This is a genomic window from Mycobacterium sp. (genome assembly GCF_032159775.1).
Classification (GTDB): Bacteria; Actinomycetota; Actinomycetes; order Mycobacteriales; family Mycobacteriaceae; genus Mycobacterium.
Window position 1 is genome coordinate 79740 of the sequence record NZ_JAVHWK010000153.1, and the last position, 16857, is coordinate 96596.

Genomic DNA, 16857 nt, shown 5'->3' on the forward strand with positions numbered 1-16857 from the left:
TGACTGCGTCAGGTCGCCAGACCGAGAGCCAGCAGCACGACGGCGATCAAGGGGAACGTGCCCTGCGTGACGGCGGCGCGCGCCTTGTCCGGTGATGATGCGAGCAGCACGGCTGCCGCTGCCACCATCGAGCCGACGCCCGTGAAGACCAGGGCGGCACCTACTGCGGTGTGCCCCATGCAGATGGCGACGACGCCGACGGCCGTCACGATCGCAAGGAACAAGTTGTAGAAGCCTTGGTTGAAAGCCAGCAGCTTGGTGGTCTCGGCCTCCTCCTGCGTGGTGCCGAACGTAGCGCGGGTCCGTGCAGACGTCCACGTCAGCGACTCCATCACGAAGATGTAGACATGCAACAGTGCGGCGAGCCCCGCGAAAATCAGTGCGGCGGTGATCATTGCGACTCCTATGCTGTTTCGCTACTCGAACAGGCCGTGCTGCCCAAGCCCGGGCACCCCGCTGGGCGGGGTCATACCGAGGTGCGTCCACGCCTTCGGAGTGGCAACGCGGCCCCGCGGCGTGCGGGCGAGCATTCCGGCGCGCACCAGGAACGGCTCGCACACCTCCTCGACCGTGGTGGCCTCCTCGCCGACCGCGACCGCGAGCGTGGAGACACCCACCGGTCCGCCGCCGAAACTACGAGTCAGCGCCGTCAGCACGGCGCGGTCCAGCCGGTCGAGGCCGAGCTCGTCGACGTCGTAGACCGCGAGCGCATACTTCGCGATGTCGCGCGTGATCACGCCGTCGGCGCGAACCTCGGCGTAGTCGCGCACCCGGCGCAGCAGCCGGTTGGCGATGCGCGGCGTTCCCCGTGACCGGCGGGCGATCTCGGTTCCTGCGTCGGCAACGAGCTCGATACCGAGGATGCCGGCCGAGCGCGTCAGCACGCGCTCCAGCTCGGCGGGTTCGTAAAAGTCCATGTGCGCGGTGAACCCGAAGCGGTCACGCAGTGGGCCGGTGAGGGCACCCGACCGGGTGGTGGCGCCGACGAGGGTGAACGGCGCCACCTCGAGCGGGATCGATGTTGCGCCAGGGCCTTTGCCGACGATGATGTCGACGCGGAAGTCCTCCATCGCCAGGTACAGCATCTCCTCGGCGGGCCGCGCGATGCGGTGAATCTCGTCGATGAACAACACGTCGCCGTCGACCAGGTTGGACAGCATCGCGGCGAGGTCACCCGCTCGCTCCAGCGCGGGACCCGACGTCACCCGCAGCGACGAGCCCAGTTCGGCGGCGATGATCATCGCCAGCGAGGTCTTGCCGAGCCCCGGTGGACCGGACAGTAGGATGTGATCCGGTGTGCCGCCGCGGTTCTTGGCGCCCTCGATGACCAGCTGCAGCTGTTCGCGGACCCGCGCCTGCCCGATGAACTCACCGAGCGTCCGCGGCCGCAGGCTGGCGTCGATGTCACCCTCACCGACGGTCAGCGCCGCAGAGACCTCGCGGTCCTCCGATTCCTCGTCTTCAGTGAAGCGGCTCATCTGTTCCCCAGCAGCGAGAGCGCCGAGCGCAACGCCGTCGAGGTGTTCGCCTCGGGCTCGTTGGCGAGTACCTTGTCGGTGGTTTCCTCGGCATGCTTGAGCGCGAAGCCAAGTCCGACAAGGGCTTCCACCACGGGACCGCGCACCGCGTGGCCGTTGACGGCGGGCAACCCGACCGCGGCACCGGTCGGCCCGACCTTGTCGCGAAGCTCGAGCACCATCCGTTCGGCGCTGCGCTTGCCGATCCCCGGAACCCGGGTCAATGCCGTCACGTCGCTGTCGGCCAGCGCCTGCCGCAATGCGGGCGCGTCGTGGACGGCGAGGGTGGCCAGCGCGATCTTGGGTCCGACGCCCGACACCGACAGCAACGTGGTGAACAGGTCCCGTGCGTCGGAGTCGGCGAAACCGAACAACGTCATCGAGTCCTCACGCACGATCATCGCGGTCACCAGGCGGGCTTCGGTTCCGCGCCGAAGAGTGGACAGTGTGGATGGCGTCGCGTTGACGCGATACCCGACACCGCACGCCTCGATGACGACATGGTCGAGTGCCACGTCGAGAACTTCCCCGCGAATGGATGAGATCATCGTGCCGCCTTGAGTCGTGCCCGGTACTTCTTCTTCTGTTCGGCGGCCATGGCTTCGGCCTCCGCCATCCGCGCCAGCATCGGCGCGCGCCAACAGTGACAGATGGCGAGCGCCAGCGCGTCGGCAGCGTCCGCCGGTGTCGGCTTGGTCTGCAGCGTGAGGATTCTGGTCACCATCGCGGTGACCTGGGCCTTGTCGGCGTTGCCGTTGCCAGTGACCGCGGCCTTCACCTCGCTGGGCGTGTGGAAGTGAACGTCGATGCCGCGTTTGGCGGCGGCCAGCGCCACCACCCCGCCCGCCTGGGCGGTGCCCATCACCGTCGAGACGTTCTGCTGGGAGAACACCCGCTCGATCGCCACGACCTCCGGGCTGTGGGTGTCCATCCAGTGCTCCACCGCGTCGCTGATGATCAGCAGGCGCTGGTGCAGCGGAGCGTCCGACGGTGTTCGGACGACGTCGACGTCAAGCGCGATGACCTGCCGGCCACTCCCGCTTTCGATCACGGAGAGCCCGCAGCGCGTCAACCCGGGATCGACTCCCATTACGCGCACGTCAAACCCCTTCACGTGAACACCTGTTCGACGGCAGCCTAGCGCGGTTGACCGACGTCACCGGGGAAAGACACGCGCCTGCGAGGTCAGTCGTCTTCGTCGAGAAGGGCGGCGACGTCGTCCGGGATGTCGATGTTGGTGTAGACGTCCTGCACGTCGTCGCTGTCCTCCAGCGCGTCGACCAGCCTGAGCACCTTTCGGGCGGCATCGAGGTCGACGGGCACCGTCACCGACGGCTGGAAGCTGGCCTCGGCCGATTCGTAGTCGATGCCCGCATCCTGCAGTGCCGTGCGCACCGCAACGAGATCGTTGGGCTCGGAGAGGATCTCAAAGCTGTCACCAAGATCGTTGATCTCCTCGGCGCCCGCCTCGAGCACCGCGGTGAGCACATCGTCTTCGGTGAGCCCGTTCTTCTCCAGCGTGACGACGCCCTTACGGGAGAACAGATACGACACCGAACCGGGATCGGCCATGTTGCCGCCGTTGCGTGTCATCGCGACGCGCACCTCACCGGCGGCGCGGTTGCGGTTGTCGGTCAGGCATTCGACCAGAACCGCCACGCCGTTGGGGCCGTATCCCTCATAGGTGATGTTCTGCCAGTCGGCGCCGCCCGCCTCCTCGCCGGCGCCGCGCTTGCGGGCTCGCTCGATGTTGTCGTTGGGCACCGAGGTCTTCTTCGCCTTCTGGATGGCGTCGTACAGCGTCGGGTTGCCGGCCGGGTCGCCGCCACCGGTTCGCGCCGCCACCTCGATGTTCTTGATCAGCTTGGCGAAGTTCTTGCCCCGCCGGGCGTCGATGATCGCCTTCTTGTGCTTCGTGGTGGCCCACTTGGAATGGCCGCTCATGCAGGTACTACCTCTTTCACTACAACCTGTCTTACGACGATAAGTCCGATCAACGAGTCTACGTGGGCGGGTTTACCGGGCCTTACCCTCCGATGAGCAATTGCTCGGGCGGCTGCAATGATGGGAAGTTATTACGGTAGGACAGGGGGTAGTGCCTTTACTGGATTGCTACCCTGCGTAAATGCCCTGTGCGCCACGATCGATTCGCCGATGAACACGGCGCAGCGATGGTGGCACGGCCTCGATCACTACTATTGGCTCACCGCTTTTCTCGCCACCCGCGGACTGCAGAAAACCACCTGCCGCTTGATTGCGCTGGTCATATTCGGACTGAGCGCGATTTCGATAACGTTGATCTGGAGCCCCACCGGTCCGCACGGCCCGCGCAACCAGATCCTCGCGGTTGCGGTCACGGTCTGTTGCTGGGGCATGACGGTTTTATGGCTGAGGGGCCGCTGGCCGAGCGCCCTCGAGTCCCGAATATCCGTATGCCTGGGGTCGTTGTGCGTCGCCATTTCGTGCCTGATCCAGGCCGATCCGCTGGCCGGGCTGTTCGGTGCCACCGCATTCACCCTCGTCTGCATTTACGCCGCGGTTTTCCACACCACTCAGTGGCTGACGGTCAGTTGGGTGGTCACCGGCGCGACTCTGATTGTTCTCGGCTACAAATTGGCCGCCACCGATATCGCGTTCGCCGTCTCTTCGGTGCTTCTTGTCGGATTCATCGTGATGTTCGTATCGCTCACCGGAAAAGCGTCGATCTGGCTCGTGGACGCCGACATATTGCACGAGAACTTCGAACCGCTGACCGGACTGTTCAACCGAGACGGCTTCTACGAGAAAGCCACCACCCTGCTGGCGTCGCGTAGTCGCGGCGACGACCGCTTCCTGGCCATCGCCGTGGTCAACCTGGACACCTTCTCATTGGTCGGCGAGTTCTCTGGCCTCACCGGATCCAACCGGGCCAGGGTCGAGATCGCGGCCCGACTCCGCGAAACCGCGCGACGCGACGCGGTGCTGGCACACATCGCCGACTCGGAGTTCGTGATCGGGGACCTCTTCGACAGCGACGACGCGTCGGCACTCGTCGAACGCGTTCGCGGCACCGTTTCCGGTTCACCGTCTCGCCTGTCGGCCAGCATCGGGGTGGTCACCACCGCCCTTGCGCCGCTGGTGCAGTTGCCGCCCCACGATGTGCTCGATGAGCTTCTGTCCATCGCCACCAACGCGATGTACGAGTCACGCAAGTGCGGCGGCAACCAGGTCACCTATGTTCGAAGCCCCACACTGACCGTTCTCGACGATCCCGGCGGCGACGAGTGGCTCGACAACGAGGAGCTCGCCTAACCGCTAGGCACGGCCGGTGACGATGTCGACGAACAGTCGGTGGATGCGGCGATCGCCGGTCATCTCGGGATGAAAAGCCGTCGCCAGCGTTTGGCCCTGACGGACCGCGACGATATGGTCGGCGGCCCGGCCGAGCACCCGGACGTCGGGACCCACCCGCTCCACCCACGGCGCCCGGATGAACACCGCATGCACCGCGCTGTCCAGACCCTCGAACTCGATGTCGCCCTCGAAGGAATCGACCTGCCGACCGAAGGCGTTGCGCCGCACCGTCATATCGATGCCCTTCAGCGGTGCGGCGTCACGGCCCGCAACACCGGCATCGAGTATCTCGTCGGCCAGCAGGATCATTCCGGCGCACGAGCCGTAGGCCGGCATGCCATCGGCGATCCGCGATCGAAGCGGCTCGAGCAGGTCGAATTCGCGCAACAGGTGCGTCATCGTTGTGGACTCGCCACCCGGTATGACCAGTGCGTCGACGGCGTCGAGTTCACCGCGCCGGCGGACGGTGATCGCGTCGGCGCCCGCTTCACGCAGTGCGGCCAGGTGTTCGCGGGTGTCGCCCTGAAGCGCCAGCACGCCGATCAGAGGTGCGCTCATGGCGTGAAGTCACGCTTGTAGCGGGTCAGCCCTTCCTGCATGACGGCCGCCACCATTTCGCCCGTGCGAGTGAAGATCTTGCCCTGCGTCAGCGACCGGCCACCGGACGCCGACGGCGAAGACTGGTCGTAGAGCAGCCATTCGTCGGCGCGGAACGGCCGCATGAACCACATCGCGTGATCCAGCGACGCCACCATCAGGTGCTTGCGCTCCTCGATGTGGTTGACCTGCGCCGAACCCAGCAGCGTGAGGTCGCTCATGTACGCCAGCGCGCAGATGTGCAGCACCGGATCATCGGGCAGCGGGTCGCGGTGCCTGAACCACACCTGCTGTTGAGATGCCTTGGCGGGCAGCAGTTTGAGCTGATCACGCGGGACGATCCGGACGTCCCATTCGGCGAACTGCTGGAATCCGGCGTCGTCGAACACACCGCCCTTGGAAATGAAATTGGGCAGGTCGTCGGGCGGCACCGCGAACGGTGCGGCGTCCTGGTGTTCGATTCCGCTCTGGTCTGTCTGAAACGACGCCGACATCGAGAAGATGGTCTCGCCGTGCTGGATCGCGTTCACACGCCGCGTGACGAACGAACCGCCGTCCCGCAGGCGCTCGACGATGAAGACGGTGGGCGCCTGGGCATCGCCGGGCCGCAGGAAGTACCCGTGCAATGAGTGCACCTGAAAGTTGGGGTCGACGGTCCGCACCGCAGAGACAAGGGACTGACCCGCTACGTGACCGCCGAATGTCCGTTGCAGAAAGCCCGATTCGGGGCTGAACACGCCACCGCGGTAGATGTTGATCTCGAGCTGTTCGAGATCAAGGATCTCCTCGATCGCCATGCAGACTTACTACCATCCCCGCTCGGCGAGCCGATGCGGGGCGGCGATCTCCTCAACGTTGATGCCCACCATGGCCTCCCCCAGCCCACGCGACACCTTGGCCAGCACGTCGGGGTCGTCGTAGAAGGTGGTCGCCTTGACGATCGCGGCGGCCCGCGACGCGGGGTCGCCGGACTTGAAGATGCCCGAGCCGACGAAGACACCCTCGGCGCCGAGCTGCATCATCATCGCGGCGTCGGCCGGGGTGGCGATGCCACCGGCGGTGAACATCGTCACCGGCAGCTTGCCTGCGCGCGCCACCTCGGCGACGAGATCGTACGGTGCCTGCAATTCCTTTGCCGCAACGAACAACTCGTCCTCAGCCAGCGAAGAGAGCCGCCGGATCTCGCCGCCTATTGCCCGCATGTGTGTCGTCGCGTTGGACACGTCGCCGGTGCCCGCCTCACCCTTGCTGCGGATCATCGCCGCACCTTCGGAGATACGGCGTAACGCCTCGCCCAGATTCGTCGCGCCGCAGACGAACGGCACGGTGAACTTCCATTTTTCGATGTGGTGGGTGTAGTCGGCCGGGGTGAGCACCTCGGACTCGTCGACGTAGTCGACACCGAGGCTCTGCAGGATCTGCGCCTCCACGAAGTGGCCGATGCGGGCCTTGGCCATCACCGGGATGGTGACCGCCGAGATGATGCCTTCGATCATGTCGGGGTCGCTCATCCGCGACACCCCGCCCTGGGCACGGATGTCGGCCGGAACGCGCTCCAGCGCCATCACCGCGACGGCGCCCGCGCCCTCGGCGATACGGGCCTGCTCGGGGGTGACCACATCCATGATCACGCCGCCCTTGAGCATCTCGGCCATGCCGCGCTTGACGCGCGCGGTGCCCGTCTGACCGCCTGCCCCGTTCGGTCCGGCTGCGGTTTCCACTGCTATCTCCTCCCAATGGCTACTGATCCAGTCTAAGGGAGGCGGCAAATACAAAAGATTCCGCACATCACCGGATCGACTGCAACTGCCGTTGCGACCCGGCGCTCAGGCCATCGGCCAGGGAGTTCGCGTCGGAGAGCAAGTCGCCGAGCTGCAGCGGGTAGACGGTCTCCCCCTTGGCGACCAGCTCGTCGATCATTGTCTCATCGCACCAGCGGTGACCGTGAATGTAGCGCCGTTCCAGCGCCGTGCGGCCCGAGGCGGACGGTTCGAACCGGCGCGTTCGGTGCACGAAGAACATCTCCTCGCTGCGGATCACCGACCCGTTGAAGTCGATCACCGCATCCCGCCGCCACACGGGCCCGACCATGGCGGTGGGCTCGACGTGAAGTCCGGTCTCTTCTGCCAGCTCGCGGGCCGCGGCCTCGGCCAGCGTCTCCCCCGGCTGAGCCGCTCCTCCCACGGTGAACCACCAGCGCGGCGCCTGCCCGTCCTCGTTGGCGGGGTCCGACCCGCAGAAGAGCAGAACCGCCCCACCTTCGTCCAGCAGCACCACCCGGGCCGACGTGCGACGGCTGACCACGCCGACGTCACGGTCGGACTGTTCTGCAATCTCGAAATAGGTTGGCAGCGCGGCCGTTCCACCAAGCCGGAGCAGGCGCACTGCGGGTCGCTCACGCAGCGCGAGTGTGTCGCGCACCGCGTCGTTGTGAAATCGGCGGGCCAGGGTCACCCGCGCCTCCGCGTCGGCCTGTTCGGCGACGAGCGCCACCGGCAGGGACACCGGGTCGACGAGCGCGAGCGCTGCCGACAACTCGTTCTCGGCCGCCTCCCTGCCTGCTCTGGGTGTCTGCTCGGCGGCGCCTGCCAGCGCCGCGAGACGCCTGCCCTCCGGACCTGCACCGTAGGCGTCGACTGCGACGGCACGCGCGACGACGGCGCGACGGGCCAGCGCGCTGTCGAGTGCCTGCCATGAGAGGTCGTATCGGACGTGCAGCCGGTCCAGCCGGTGTGCGGTCTGATACGCCCAGACACCCACCATCAGCAGCACCGCCAGCAGCACCAGCAGGGCCGTGACCACAAGCCAGGTCACCTAGCTGACTCCTCGGGTCACGACGCTCCTGCCTCCGACGCTCTTACCTGACGTGCCGGCCACCTGGACCTTGGCCCCTGCCCCCGCGACGGTCTCGTACACCCGCAGGATCTGGCCGGCCACCACCGACCAGTCGTATTGGTGGACCGCGCCGGCCGCGGCGTCGATGAAGCGATCGCGCACCGCGTCGTTCTCGAGCACCTCGATGAGGCCGGCGGCGAGGCCTTCGACGTCGCCGACCGGAACCAACCGGCCGGCCTTCCCGTCCTCCAGCACCCGGCGAAACGCGTCGAGGTCACTGGCCACCACCGCGGTGCCCGCGGCCATCGCTTCGACCAACACGATCCCGAAGCTCTCCCCGCCGGTGTTCGGCGCGCAGTAGACGTCGGCGCTTCTCATCGCGGACGCCTTGGCCGCGTCATCGACCTGGCCGAGGAAACGCAGATGCCCGGCCAGGTCCCCGACTTCCTCCCGCAGTTCGTCCTCGTCGCCGCGGCCGACGATGAGTATCTCGATGTCGAGGAATCGCTCGACCAAAGCCGGAAGAGCCTTGATCAGCGCGTCCATCCCCTTGCGGGGCTCATCGAACCGGCCGAGGAACAGCACCGACTTGCCGGGACGCGGGTATCCGTCCATGCAGGGCGCGGAGGCGAACGAGTCGACGTCGACGCCGTTGGGAATCTGCACGGCATCCGAGCCGAGCGCCTCCATCTGCCAGCGCCGAGCCAGATCTGACACCGCGATGCGCCCGACGATCTTCTCGTGGTACGGCCGGAGAAGACCTTGAAATACGCTGAGCGTCAATGACTTTGTGGTCGACGTGTGAAATGTCGCGACGATCGGCCCTTCTGCGGCCTGTAACGCAAGCATCGAGAGGCTCGGCGCGTTTGGCTCGTGCAGGTGCAGCACGTCGAACTCACCCTCGGTCAGCCAGCGTTTGACCTTTCGGTGGGTGGCGGGGCCGAAGCGCAACCGCGCGACCGAGCCGTTGTACGGGATCGGAACCGCTTTGCCGCCGGACACCACGTAGTCGGGCAGCTGGACATGCGGCGATGACGGCGCCAGCACGCTGACGTCGTGACCGCGCTCGCGCATGACCTCCGCGAGTTGCAGCACGTGGGATTGCACGCCGCCGTGCACGTCGAACGAATACGGGCACACCATGCCGATACGCATCAGGAATCGCCCCTCAGCTTTGCCTGTCGCTCCTCCGACAGGTCGGCCAGCCATTGCGGCTGCATCATGTGCCAGTCCTCCGGATGGGCGGCGATGCCCCTGGCGAACCGGTCGGCCATCGCCTGCGTGATGGTCGAGACGTCGCCCGACGACGTGTCGAGCGCCGGCGACACATCGAACACCCAGCTATCACGCGTGTTGTAGCAGTGCGTCGGCAGTACGACGGCACCCGTCTCGAGCGCCAGCTTCGCCGAACCGGCGGGCATCCGCGTCGGCTCTCCGAAGAAGTCGACCTGCACGCCCGACCGGGTGAGATCGCGGTCGGCCATCAGGCAGACAATGCCGTTGTCGCGCAGCCGTTCGGCGAGCACCTCGAACGGCGGGCGCTCACCGCCGGTGAGCGGGAGCATCTCGAAGCCCAGGCTCTCCCGGTAGTCGATGAACCGCTGGTACAGCGATTCCGGCTTGAGGCGCTCGGCGACGGTGGTGAACGTGCCGAAGTGCGCGACCATCCACACACCGGCCATGTCCCAGTTCCCGCTGTGCGGCAGCGGCATGATGACGCCTCGCCCTGCGTCGAGGCCGGCCCGGATGTGTTCCCTGCCAAGCAGGCACGGCTCGATGCGCTCGCGCAGCTTCTCTTTGTTCATCGACGGCAACCGGAACGCCTCCCGCCAGTATCGGGCGTAGGAGGCCAGCGAAGCACGGATCAGCCCGCTCGGCACCTTGTCGGGGGTCACTTTCAGGACCCGTGCGAGGTTGCGTCGCAGCTGCGCGGGGCCGCCGTTGCGGGACGCATAGATCGCTCCGGCATCGAATGCGTTGCGCGCCACCAGCTCCGGCATGGCTCGCACCACACGCCAGCCCGCGGCGTAACCGAGATCTGCGACTTGCCCCCCGAGCGAGAAGCGGCTTTCCCCAGTCGCTTGTGGTCCCGTCGGGGTGGCCGTCACTCAGTCACCTCGGTGTCACCGGAGTTGCTCACGGCATCCGGTTCGGCCTTCTGCAGCGGCTCCATCGCGCCCGGCGAGGTCCGCACGGTGTGCACGCGCTGACCCAACGTGATCACGCTGGCCACCGCGAGCAACCACGCGGCGACATGAATCAGCCACGGCACGTGCAGGAACGGCACGCCCGACAGGCCCGCGCCGGTGAGCACGATGACCAGCCGTTCGGGGCGCTCGATGAGCCCGCCGCCACCGCGCAGGCCGCTGGCCTCGGCGCGGGCCTTGATGTAGGAGATCACCTGCGAGGTGACCAGGCAGATCATCAATGCCACCGCAAGCGAGGTGCTGCGCATCCCGAACACCGCCCACCACAGCAGGCCGCAGAACACAGCGCCGTCGCCGATCCGGTCGCAGGTGGCGTCGAGCACCGCTCCGAACCGGGTGCCGCCGCCGCTCTGGCGGGCCATTGCACCGTCGAGCATGTCGGCGAGCACGAAGACGGAGACCGCGAACGATCCCCACCACAGCTGCCCGATCGGGTACAGCGTCAGGGCGGCGACCACAGCGCCTGCGGTGCCGATGATGGTGATGCTGTCGGGCGTGAAACCTGCTCGCAGCGCGAGCTTGGCGACCGGCGTCGACAGTTTCGCGTACGCCGCCCTGGTCATCAGGTAGAAGTCACTCACGGCTGCCTCGCCCATTCCGCGGCCAGCAACTCACGGGTCTCGCGCAGCAACTGCGGGACGACCTTGGAGCCGCCGATGATCGTGATGAAGTTCGCGTCACCGCTCCACCGCGGCACCACATGCATGTGCAGATGCTCGGCCAGCGAGCCACCCGCGGACTTTCCGAGGTTGAGCCCGACGTTGAAACCGTGCGGATTCGACACCGACTTCATCACGCGAATCACCTTCTGGGTGAACGCCATCAGCTCGCTGCTCTCCTCTGTGGAGAGGTCCTCGAGCTCGGACACCCGCCGGTACGGCACCACCATCGAATGGCCCGGGTTGTACGGGTACAGGTTCAACACGACGTAGACCAGTTCGCCGCGCGCGACGACCAGACCGTCCTCGTCGTTCAGGGTCGGGATGTCGGTGAACGGCTGCGTCGATGCCGCCGACCCGCCCTTCATCGGAGCCTCGGCCAGATAGTTCATCCGGTAGGGCGTCCACAGGCGTTGCAGATGATCAGGCTCGCCCACCCCGTGGTCGACGACCTCGCGCTCATCGTTTCCCGTCACTTCGACGTATCCACCTTGACCAATTCCGCCGTCGGTGCGGCGTTTTCGCGATCGCGGATCCACTTCGCAATCGCCTCGACAGCTTCGCTGCGCGGCACGCCGTTGATTTGGCTGCGGTCGCCGAACCGGAAGCTCACCGCGCCTGCCTCGACGTCGCGGTCACCGGCCAGCAGCATGAACGGCACCTTCTGGTTGGTGTGGTTCACGATCTTCTTGGCCATCCGGTCGTCGCTGGTGTCGACCTCGAACCGGATCCCGTGCGACTTCAATTCCTCGGCAACGCTTTCCAGGTACTCGATGTGTCCGTCGGCGACCGGGATGCCGACCGCCTGAACCGGTGCCAGCCATGCCGGGAACGCGCCCGCGTAGTGCTCGGTGAGGATGCCGAAGAATCGCTCGATCGACCCGAACAGTGCGCGGTGAATCATCACCGGCCGGTGCCTGCTGCCGTCGGCGGCGGTGTATTCCAGGTCGAACCGCTCGGGGAAGTTGAAGTCCAGCTGGATCGTCGACATCTGCCAGCTGCGGCCGAGCGCGTCGCGCGCCTGCACCGAGATCTTGGGGCCATAGAAGGCAGCGCCACCTGGATCGGGAATCAGCTCCAGACCGGACGCCTCGGCGACCTCGGCCAGCGTGCTTGTGGCTTCCTCCCACATGTCGTCGGAGCCGACGGACTTGTCGTAGTCCCGCGTGGACAGCTCAAGGTAGAAGTCCTCGAGGCCGTAGTCGCCGAGCAGATCGAGCACGAACTGCAGCAGCGACGTGAGCTCTTCGCGCATTTGCTCACGGGTGGTGTAGATGTGCGAGTCGTCCATGGTGAACCCGCGCGCCCGGGTCAGCCCGTGCACGACCCCAGACTTCTCGTAGCGGTAAACGGTGCCGAACTCGAAGAGCCGCAACGGAAGTTCGCGATAGGACCGTCCGCGAGACCGGAAGATCAGGCAGTGCATGGGGCAGTTCATCGGCTTGAGGTAGTAGTCCTGGCCTGGCTTGCGCACCGTGCCGTCCTCGTCATACTCCGCATCGACGTGCATCGGCGGGAACATGCCGTCGGCGTACCAGTCCAGGTGGCCAGACGTGTGGAACAGCTGGGCCTTGGTGATGTGCGGGGTGTTGACGAACTCGTAGCCTGCTTCGATGTGCTTGCGACGCGAGTAGTCCTCCAGCTCGCGACGCACGATGCCGCCCTTGGGATGGAAGACCACCAGCCCCGAGCCGATTTCGTCGGGGAAGCTGAACAGGTCCAGCTCGGTGCCGAGTCTGCGGTGATCCCGTTTAGCGGCCTCCTCCAGCAGTTCCAGGTGCGCGTCAAGAGCCTCCTGAGACTCCCACGCGGTGCCGTAGATGCGTTGCAGACTCGCGTTTTCCTGGTTGCCGCGCCAGTACGCGGCCGAACTGCGGGTCAGCTTGAACGCCGGAATGAACTTCGTCGTCGGAATGTGCGGGCCGCGGCACAGGTCGCCCCAGACCCGTTCGCGGGTACGGGGATTGAGGTTGTCGTAGGCAGTGAGCTCGTCACCGCCGACCTCCATCACCTCAGGGTCGCCGGACTTGTCGTCCACGAGCTCCAGCTTGTACGGCTCGTCGGAGAGTTCTTCGCGCGCTTGGTCTTTGGACTCGTAGACCCGCCGGGAGAACAGCTGGCCGTCCTTGACGATCTGGCGCATGCGCTTCTCCAGCGCCTCCAGGTCCTCGGGGGTGAACGCCTCGGCGACATCGAAGTCGTAGTAGAAGCCGTCGGTGATCGGCGGTCCGATGCCGAGTTTGGCGCCGGGGAACAACTCCTGGACGGCCTGGGCCAGCACGTGGGCCGCCGAGTGCCGGATGACGCTGCGCCCGTCCTCGGTGTCAGCGGCGACCGGCGTCACCTCGACGTCGGTCTCGGGCGCCCAACTCAAGTCGCGAAGCCTGCCGTCGACGTCACGGACAACCACGACCGCGTCGGGGGCGCCGCGACTGGGTAGACCCGCTTCGCGGACCGCCGCCGCAGCGGTCGTCCCGGCAGCGACCCGGATCAGGGCTGCTGGGGCGGTACTGGGGGCGGCGCTCATCGGTCACTCTCTTCGATTTCGTGGGTGTTTACGAACGCGACCATGCTATCGGTGCGGCGGGTCAGTCCCCGACCCCGATCGGGCTGTTCAGCCAAGGATGGTCGATCCCGACGAGCTCCCCGGTCCAGTCCAGCGCGCCGAGCAGCCACAAGGTCACGGCGACGATCAGCGCGGTGAACAGGCCGCCGAGGATCTGGACGAACCTTCCTTGGCGGTGAAACCAGTCCATGACCTTGTCGTAGCGGTCCCTGGCATAGGACAGCCACCGACGCGCCCAGTCGAATTCGGTGGCCAGAATGCCCAGCCCGATGAACACGATGGCCCACCCGGGGCCGGGGTACGGGATCGCAAGGATGCCGAGTCCGAGGACTGCCAGCCCGATGACCGCGACCGCGATGCGGTAGCCGAATTCGACCTTGGGCCGTTCGCGCAGCCGATCGCGCCAGCGTGCCCAGCGCCGTTTGGTCTGCGACCACCTGGATTCGACGCCGTTCACGGCTGGCCCGGGTTGAGCTTCACGAACAGCGCCTCCGCATCGCAGAGCACCGATTCCCCGTCGAGGAGCCGTCCTGTGACGAAGATCTTGCGGCCCTCGGCACGGTCGACGCGTGAATCGACCCGCAGCTCCTTTTCGATCGGCACGACTTGGCGGTAATTCACGTGAAGGTAGGCCGTGCGCTGCTTGAGGCTGCGACTCAGCCGAAAGGCCGCGAACCCGAGCACCGAATCCCACATCTGCGCCAGGGCGCCACCGTGAACTGCTCCGTTGCGGCCGAGGTGGTAGCGGCGGAACCGCACCACACCGTCGACCTCGTCTCCGACCGTCGCCAGCTCCGACGGCACCTGCAGTAGGTTCCCGCGGTTGGGGAGGTCCATCCGCCTGCCCGACGGTGTCGTCCACTCGTCGGCTTCGTATGGGGCAAGCAGCTGGTTGAGCGCTTCGACCATGTCGGCGGCCTTGCTGATCACCTCGTCGGGCGCGTCGGCTGCGCGAGTGTGGTCCTGCAGGGTGCGGACGGCTTCGACGAACCGGCCGTAGTCCGCCCCGCCGCGGGTCGTCGGTTCTGGCGGGTTGAACCCGCCACCGGCATGCGCGTCATCGAGGTCGGGGGCCACCCGCTCACCGTATTGCCTTCCCCGACTCGTCGATCGTCGTGGTCACCGACACGATCTGCGGCGCGGACGGTGCCGATGAGAATCCGAAACTGACCGGCGGTCGCAGCGGCGCGAGGCCGTCGAGTGACACACCGCGGTAGTGGCCGTCGATCGCTGTGATGCGCCGCGACCGCCGCACGCCGTAGTACTCGACCCTGCCGTTGCCCGCGGTCCCGAAGGTGTGCACACCGGGCACCACCCGCGCCGCGACCGGGTCGATGGCCCGCAGCCACCGCGGTGCTGTCGCCAGCCGTGACGGCACGAGCCGCAGCAGACGGTCGACCGGCGCTGGGCCGCCGAGACGGATCCGGGCCTCGAACTCTTCTGTCGACACGGTGAGCTGCTGCGCGTCGAGCGTCGAGGACACATCGCCCAGTTGCACCCGGTCGAAGCGGTACGTCGACGACACGAAGTCGGCGATCGTGTCGTCGGGCGCCAGCAGGACTCGTTCGTCGTCTGCGGTTTGCAGCATCACGTCGGTGAACGCGCCGAACGGCGAACGGTCCCAGGCACCGACCACGATCCGCAGCCCGGACCCACTTCCCGCGCCTGCGATGTGTCCGGTGAAAACCAGCCGCACTGCGCTAGCCGGATTCAGCGCCGGCCTTGCTCAGCGTCTCGAATTCCTCGTCGGAGAGCTCGATCTCGGCGGCGGCCACGTTTTGTTCCAAGTGGCTCACCTTTGACGTGCCGGGAATCGGCAGCATCACCGGCGAACGCTTGAGCAGCCAGGCGAGGGCGAGTTGCGACGCGGACGCGTGATGGTCTGCTGCGAGGCGCTCGAGCGGGCCGCCCGGTGCGGCCAACGGCCCAGCCGCCAACGGGAACCACGGGATGAAGCCGAGTGACTGGGCCTCACACGCCTCGAGCACCGGTTCGGCGGTGCGGGCGGTCAGGTTGTACATGTTCTGCACCGACACGATGGGCGCGACCTTCTGCGCGGCTTCCAGCTGCTCGACGCCGACCTCCGAGAGCCCGATATGGCGAATCTTGCCCTCCTGCTGCAGTGCGGCGAGCTCGCCCACCTGATCCTCCAGGGGGAAGTTGTCGTCGATCCGGTGCAGCTGGAACAGGTCGATGGTGTCCACACCCAGCCTCCGCAGGCTTGTCTCGCACTCCTGGCGCAGATAAGCCGGAAAGCCAAGCGGGGTCCAGTCATCCGGCCCGGTGCGCAACAGCCCCGCCTTCGTCGCGACGACGACGCCGTCGTAGGGATGCAACGCCTCGCGGATCAACTCCTCGGAGTAATACGGACCGTAGGAGTCTGCGGTGTCAATGAAGTTGACGCCGAGCTCAACCGCGCGGCGCAGCACGCGGATGCATTCGTCGTGGTCGTCTGGCGGGCCCCAGACGCCCTTTCCGGTTATTCGCATGGCGCCGAAACCGAGTCGATTGACGGTGAGATCACCGCCAAGGGTGAAGGTTCCGGATGCCTGGTCGGCGGCTGAAGTGGTCACCTCACAGACCGTACGCCCGGTGATGACATGGTGTCAGGGTGAGATTGGACGACTTGGCGACCCTGCACCTGACCTACCACGAGGTGGGCGCGACGGCGGGCCCGCTCCCCGACGGGTACCACCACGTGCACAAGTCAGCCGTCATCGGCCATGGGCGCCCGCGATTCGAGGAGGCGGCGGCCAAGGTCATGCGGTGGGGAATGCTGCGCGGGGCGGGCGTTCGGGTCGACGCGAGCAGCGAGGTCGCCGCCGTCGGCTCGGAGGTCCTGGTCGGCCTCGGCCCGCTGCACGCGCCGTGCCGGGTGGTCTACGTGATCGACGACGCGGACCGTCGCGGGTTCGCCTACGGCACACTGCCCGGCCACCCCGAATCCGGTGAGGAGTTGTTCGCCGTTCGCTACGACCCCGCGACCGACGAGGTGAACGCCGAGGTCGTCGCGTTCTCCCGGCATGCGACATGGTGGAGCAGGCTAGGCTCGCCGGTGACGTCGTTGGCGCAGCGCGTCATCACGACCCGGTACCTGACGGCGCTGTAACGGATGCCGCCCGGCGCCACCGAACTGCGGGTCA

At 66.7% G+C, this 16857-nt stretch carries 20 protein-coding genes; 2 read left to right on the top strand and 18 right to left on the bottom strand.

The genetic code is table 11. The annotated features are described in order from the left end of the window. Window positions 1-8: 8 nt before the first annotated feature. From QOJ24_RS21115 to QOJ24_RS21135, 5 genes are all read right to left on the bottom strand, one after another. Window positions 9-395: a DUF1304 domain-containing protein gene (locus QOJ24_RS21115; RefSeq protein ID WP_526264789.1), complete on the bottom strand. Its 387-nt coding sequence runs from the start codon at window positions 393-395 to the stop codon at window positions 9-11. A 21-nt stretch (window positions 396-416) separates the two neighbouring features. Next, a complete protein-coding gene (gene ruvB, locus QOJ24_RS21120; protein ID WP_526264791.1) occupies window positions 417-1478 on the bottom strand; it encodes a Holliday junction branch migration DNA helicase RuvB in 1062 nt (353 codons plus the stop codon). Continuing rightward, window positions 1475-2065, bottom strand: coding sequence for a Holliday junction branch migration protein RuvA (gene ruvA / locus QOJ24_RS21125; protein WP_526264793.1), 591 nt, complete (start codon window positions 2063-2065; stop codon window positions 1475-1477). The genes ruvB and ruvA overlap by 4 nt, the downstream gene beginning before the upstream one ends. Next, a complete protein-coding gene (gene ruvC / locus QOJ24_RS21130) occupies window positions 2062-2616 on the bottom strand; it encodes a crossover junction endodeoxyribonuclease RuvC (protein WP_526264795.1) in 555 nt (184 codons plus the stop codon). Before ruvC ends, ruvA begins: the two co-directional genes overlap by 4 nt. Window positions 2617-2702: 86 nt before the next feature. After that, window positions 2703-3461 (bottom strand): YebC/PmpR family DNA-binding transcriptional regulator, encoded by a 759-nt coding sequence (locus QOJ24_RS21135; protein WP_526264797.1) that lies wholly within the window; start codon window positions 3459-3461, stop codon window positions 2703-2705. Between the two features lie 210 nt (window positions 3462-3671). On the opposite strand from QOJ24_RS21135, the gene QOJ24_RS21140 reads away from it, so the two are divergent. Further along, the gene (locus QOJ24_RS21140) at window positions 3672-4808 is read left to right on the top strand and encodes a GGDEF domain-containing protein (RefSeq protein ID WP_526264799.1); all 1137 of its coding nucleotides are present in this window, start codon (window positions 3672-3674) and stop codon (window positions 4806-4808) included. A gap of 3 nt (window positions 4809-4811) precedes the next feature. On the opposite strand, the gene pdxT is transcribed toward QOJ24_RS21140, so the two are convergent. The 13 genes from pdxT to QOJ24_RS21205 all read right to left on the bottom strand — a co-directional run bounded on the left by pdxT (window position 4812) and on the right by QOJ24_RS21205 (window position 16287). After that, a complete protein-coding gene (gene pdxT / locus QOJ24_RS21145; RefSeq protein ID WP_526264801.1) occupies window positions 4812-5408 on the bottom strand; it encodes a pyridoxal 5'-phosphate synthase glutaminase subunit PdxT in 597 nt (198 codons plus the stop codon). Further along, window positions 5405-6244, bottom strand: a complete 840-nt coding sequence (tesB, locus tag QOJ24_RS21150; protein WP_526264803.1) for an acyl-CoA thioesterase II — start codon at window positions 6242-6244, stop codon at window positions 5405-5407. Before tesB ends, pdxT begins: the two co-directional genes overlap by 4 nt. 9 nt (window positions 6245-6253) lie before the next feature. Next, window positions 6254-7168, bottom strand: coding sequence for a pyridoxal 5'-phosphate synthase lyase subunit PdxS (gene pdxS / locus QOJ24_RS21155; RefSeq protein WP_526264805.1), 915 nt, complete (start codon window positions 7166-7168; stop codon window positions 6254-6256). Window positions 7169-7235: 67 nt separating this feature from the next. Continuing rightward, entirely contained in the window at window positions 7236-8210 is a 975-nt protein-coding gene (locus QOJ24_RS21160) for an NUDIX hydrolase (protein ID WP_526264861.1), read from the bottom strand. A 51-nt stretch (window positions 8211-8261) separates the two neighbouring features. Next, the gene (locus QOJ24_RS21165) at window positions 8262-9437 is read right to left on the bottom strand and encodes a glycosyltransferase family 4 protein (RefSeq protein WP_526264807.1); all 1176 of its coding nucleotides are present in this window, start codon (window positions 9435-9437) and stop codon (window positions 8262-8264) included. Further along, on the bottom strand, window positions 9437-10390 hold the full coding sequence (locus QOJ24_RS21170; protein WP_526264809.1) for a phosphatidylinositol mannoside acyltransferase: 954 nt from the start codon (window positions 10388-10390) through the stop codon (window positions 9437-9439). The genes QOJ24_RS21165 and QOJ24_RS21170 overlap by 1 nt, the downstream gene beginning before the upstream one ends. Beyond that, window positions 10387-11070: a phosphatidylinositol phosphate synthase gene (gene pgsA, locus QOJ24_RS21175; RefSeq protein ID WP_526264811.1), complete on the bottom strand. Its 684-nt coding sequence runs from the start codon at window positions 11068-11070 to the stop codon at window positions 10387-10389. Before pgsA ends, QOJ24_RS21170 begins: the two co-directional genes overlap by 4 nt. Then, on the bottom strand, window positions 11067-11624 hold the full coding sequence (locus QOJ24_RS21180; RefSeq protein WP_526264813.1) for an ATP adenylyltransferase: 558 nt from the start codon (window positions 11622-11624) through the stop codon (window positions 11067-11069). Before QOJ24_RS21180 ends, pgsA begins: the two co-directional genes overlap by 4 nt. Continuing rightward, the gene (thrS, locus tag QOJ24_RS21185; RefSeq protein WP_526264815.1) at window positions 11621-13675 is read right to left on the bottom strand and encodes a threonine--tRNA ligase; all 2055 of its coding nucleotides are present in this window, start codon (window positions 13673-13675) and stop codon (window positions 11621-11623) included. The genes QOJ24_RS21180 and thrS overlap by 4 nt, the downstream gene beginning before the upstream one ends. Before the next feature lie 61 nt (window positions 13676-13736). Next, window positions 13737-14171 (bottom strand): TIGR02611 family protein, encoded by a 435-nt coding sequence (locus tag QOJ24_RS21190; RefSeq protein ID WP_526264817.1) that lies wholly within the window; start codon window positions 14169-14171, stop codon window positions 13737-13739. Then, on the bottom strand, window positions 14168-14791 hold the full coding sequence (locus tag QOJ24_RS21195; protein WP_526264819.1) for a PaaI family thioesterase: 624 nt from the start codon (window positions 14789-14791) through the stop codon (window positions 14168-14170). Before QOJ24_RS21195 ends, QOJ24_RS21190 begins: the two co-directional genes overlap by 4 nt. Before the next feature lie 4 nt (window positions 14792-14795). After that, the gene (locus QOJ24_RS21200; protein ID WP_526264821.1) at window positions 14796-15410 is read right to left on the bottom strand and encodes a hypothetical protein; all 615 of its coding nucleotides are present in this window, start codon (window positions 15408-15410) and stop codon (window positions 14796-14798) included. 4 nt (window positions 15411-15414) lie between these two features. Next, window positions 15415-16287 carry an aldo/keto reductase gene (locus QOJ24_RS21205; protein ID WP_526264823.1) on the bottom strand — a complete coding sequence of 291 codons (873 nt, stop codon included), beginning with the start codon at window positions 16285-16287 and terminating at the stop codon, window positions 15415-15417. A gap of 38 nt (window positions 16288-16325) precedes the next feature. On the opposite strand from QOJ24_RS21205, the gene QOJ24_RS21210 reads away from it, so the two are divergent. After that, window positions 16326-16823: a DUF1990 domain-containing protein gene (locus tag QOJ24_RS21210; protein WP_526264825.1), complete on the top strand. Its 498-nt coding sequence runs from the start codon at window positions 16326-16328 to the stop codon at window positions 16821-16823. Window positions 16824-16857: the final 34 nt, after the last annotated feature.

Excerpts from the sequence above, each read along its gene's own strand:
- QOJ24_RS21115 (WP_526264789.1), bottom strand. The coding sequence starts at position 395 with ATGATCACCGCCGCACTGATTTTCGCGGGGCTCGCCGCACTGTTGCAT.
- thrS (WP_526264815.1), bottom strand. The coding sequence starts at position 13,675 with ATGAGCGCCGCCCCCAGTACCGCCCCAGCAGCCCTGATCCGGGTCGCT.
- QOJ24_RS21165 (WP_526264807.1), bottom strand. The coding sequence starts at position 9,437 with ATGCGTATCGGCATGGTGTGCCCGTATTCGTTCGACGTGCACGGCGGC.
- QOJ24_RS21160 (WP_526264861.1), bottom strand. The coding sequence starts at position 8,210 with ATGGTGGGTGTCTGGGCGTATCAGACCGCACACCGGCTGGACCGGCTG.
- tesB (WP_526264803.1), bottom strand. The coding sequence starts at position 6,244 with ATGGCGATCGAGGAGATCCTTGATCTCGAACAGCTCGAGATCAACATC.
- ruvA (WP_526264793.1), bottom strand. The coding sequence starts at position 2,065 with ATGATCTCATCCATTCGCGGGGAAGTTCTCGACGTGGCACTCGACCAT.
- QOJ24_RS21140 (WP_526264799.1), top strand. The coding sequence starts at position 3,672 with ATGAACACGGCGCAGCGATGGTGGCACGGCCTCGATCACTACTATTGG.
- pdxT (WP_526264801.1), bottom strand. The coding sequence starts at position 5,408 with ATGAGCGCACCTCTGATCGGCGTGCTGGCGCTTCAGGGCGACACCCGC.
- ruvB (WP_526264791.1), bottom strand. The coding sequence starts at position 1,478 with ATGAGCCGCTTCACTGAAGACGAGGAATCGGAGGACCGCGAGGTCTCT.
- QOJ24_RS21135 (WP_526264797.1), bottom strand. The coding sequence starts at position 3,461 with ATGAGCGGCCATTCCAAGTGGGCCACCACGAAGCACAAGAAGGCGATC.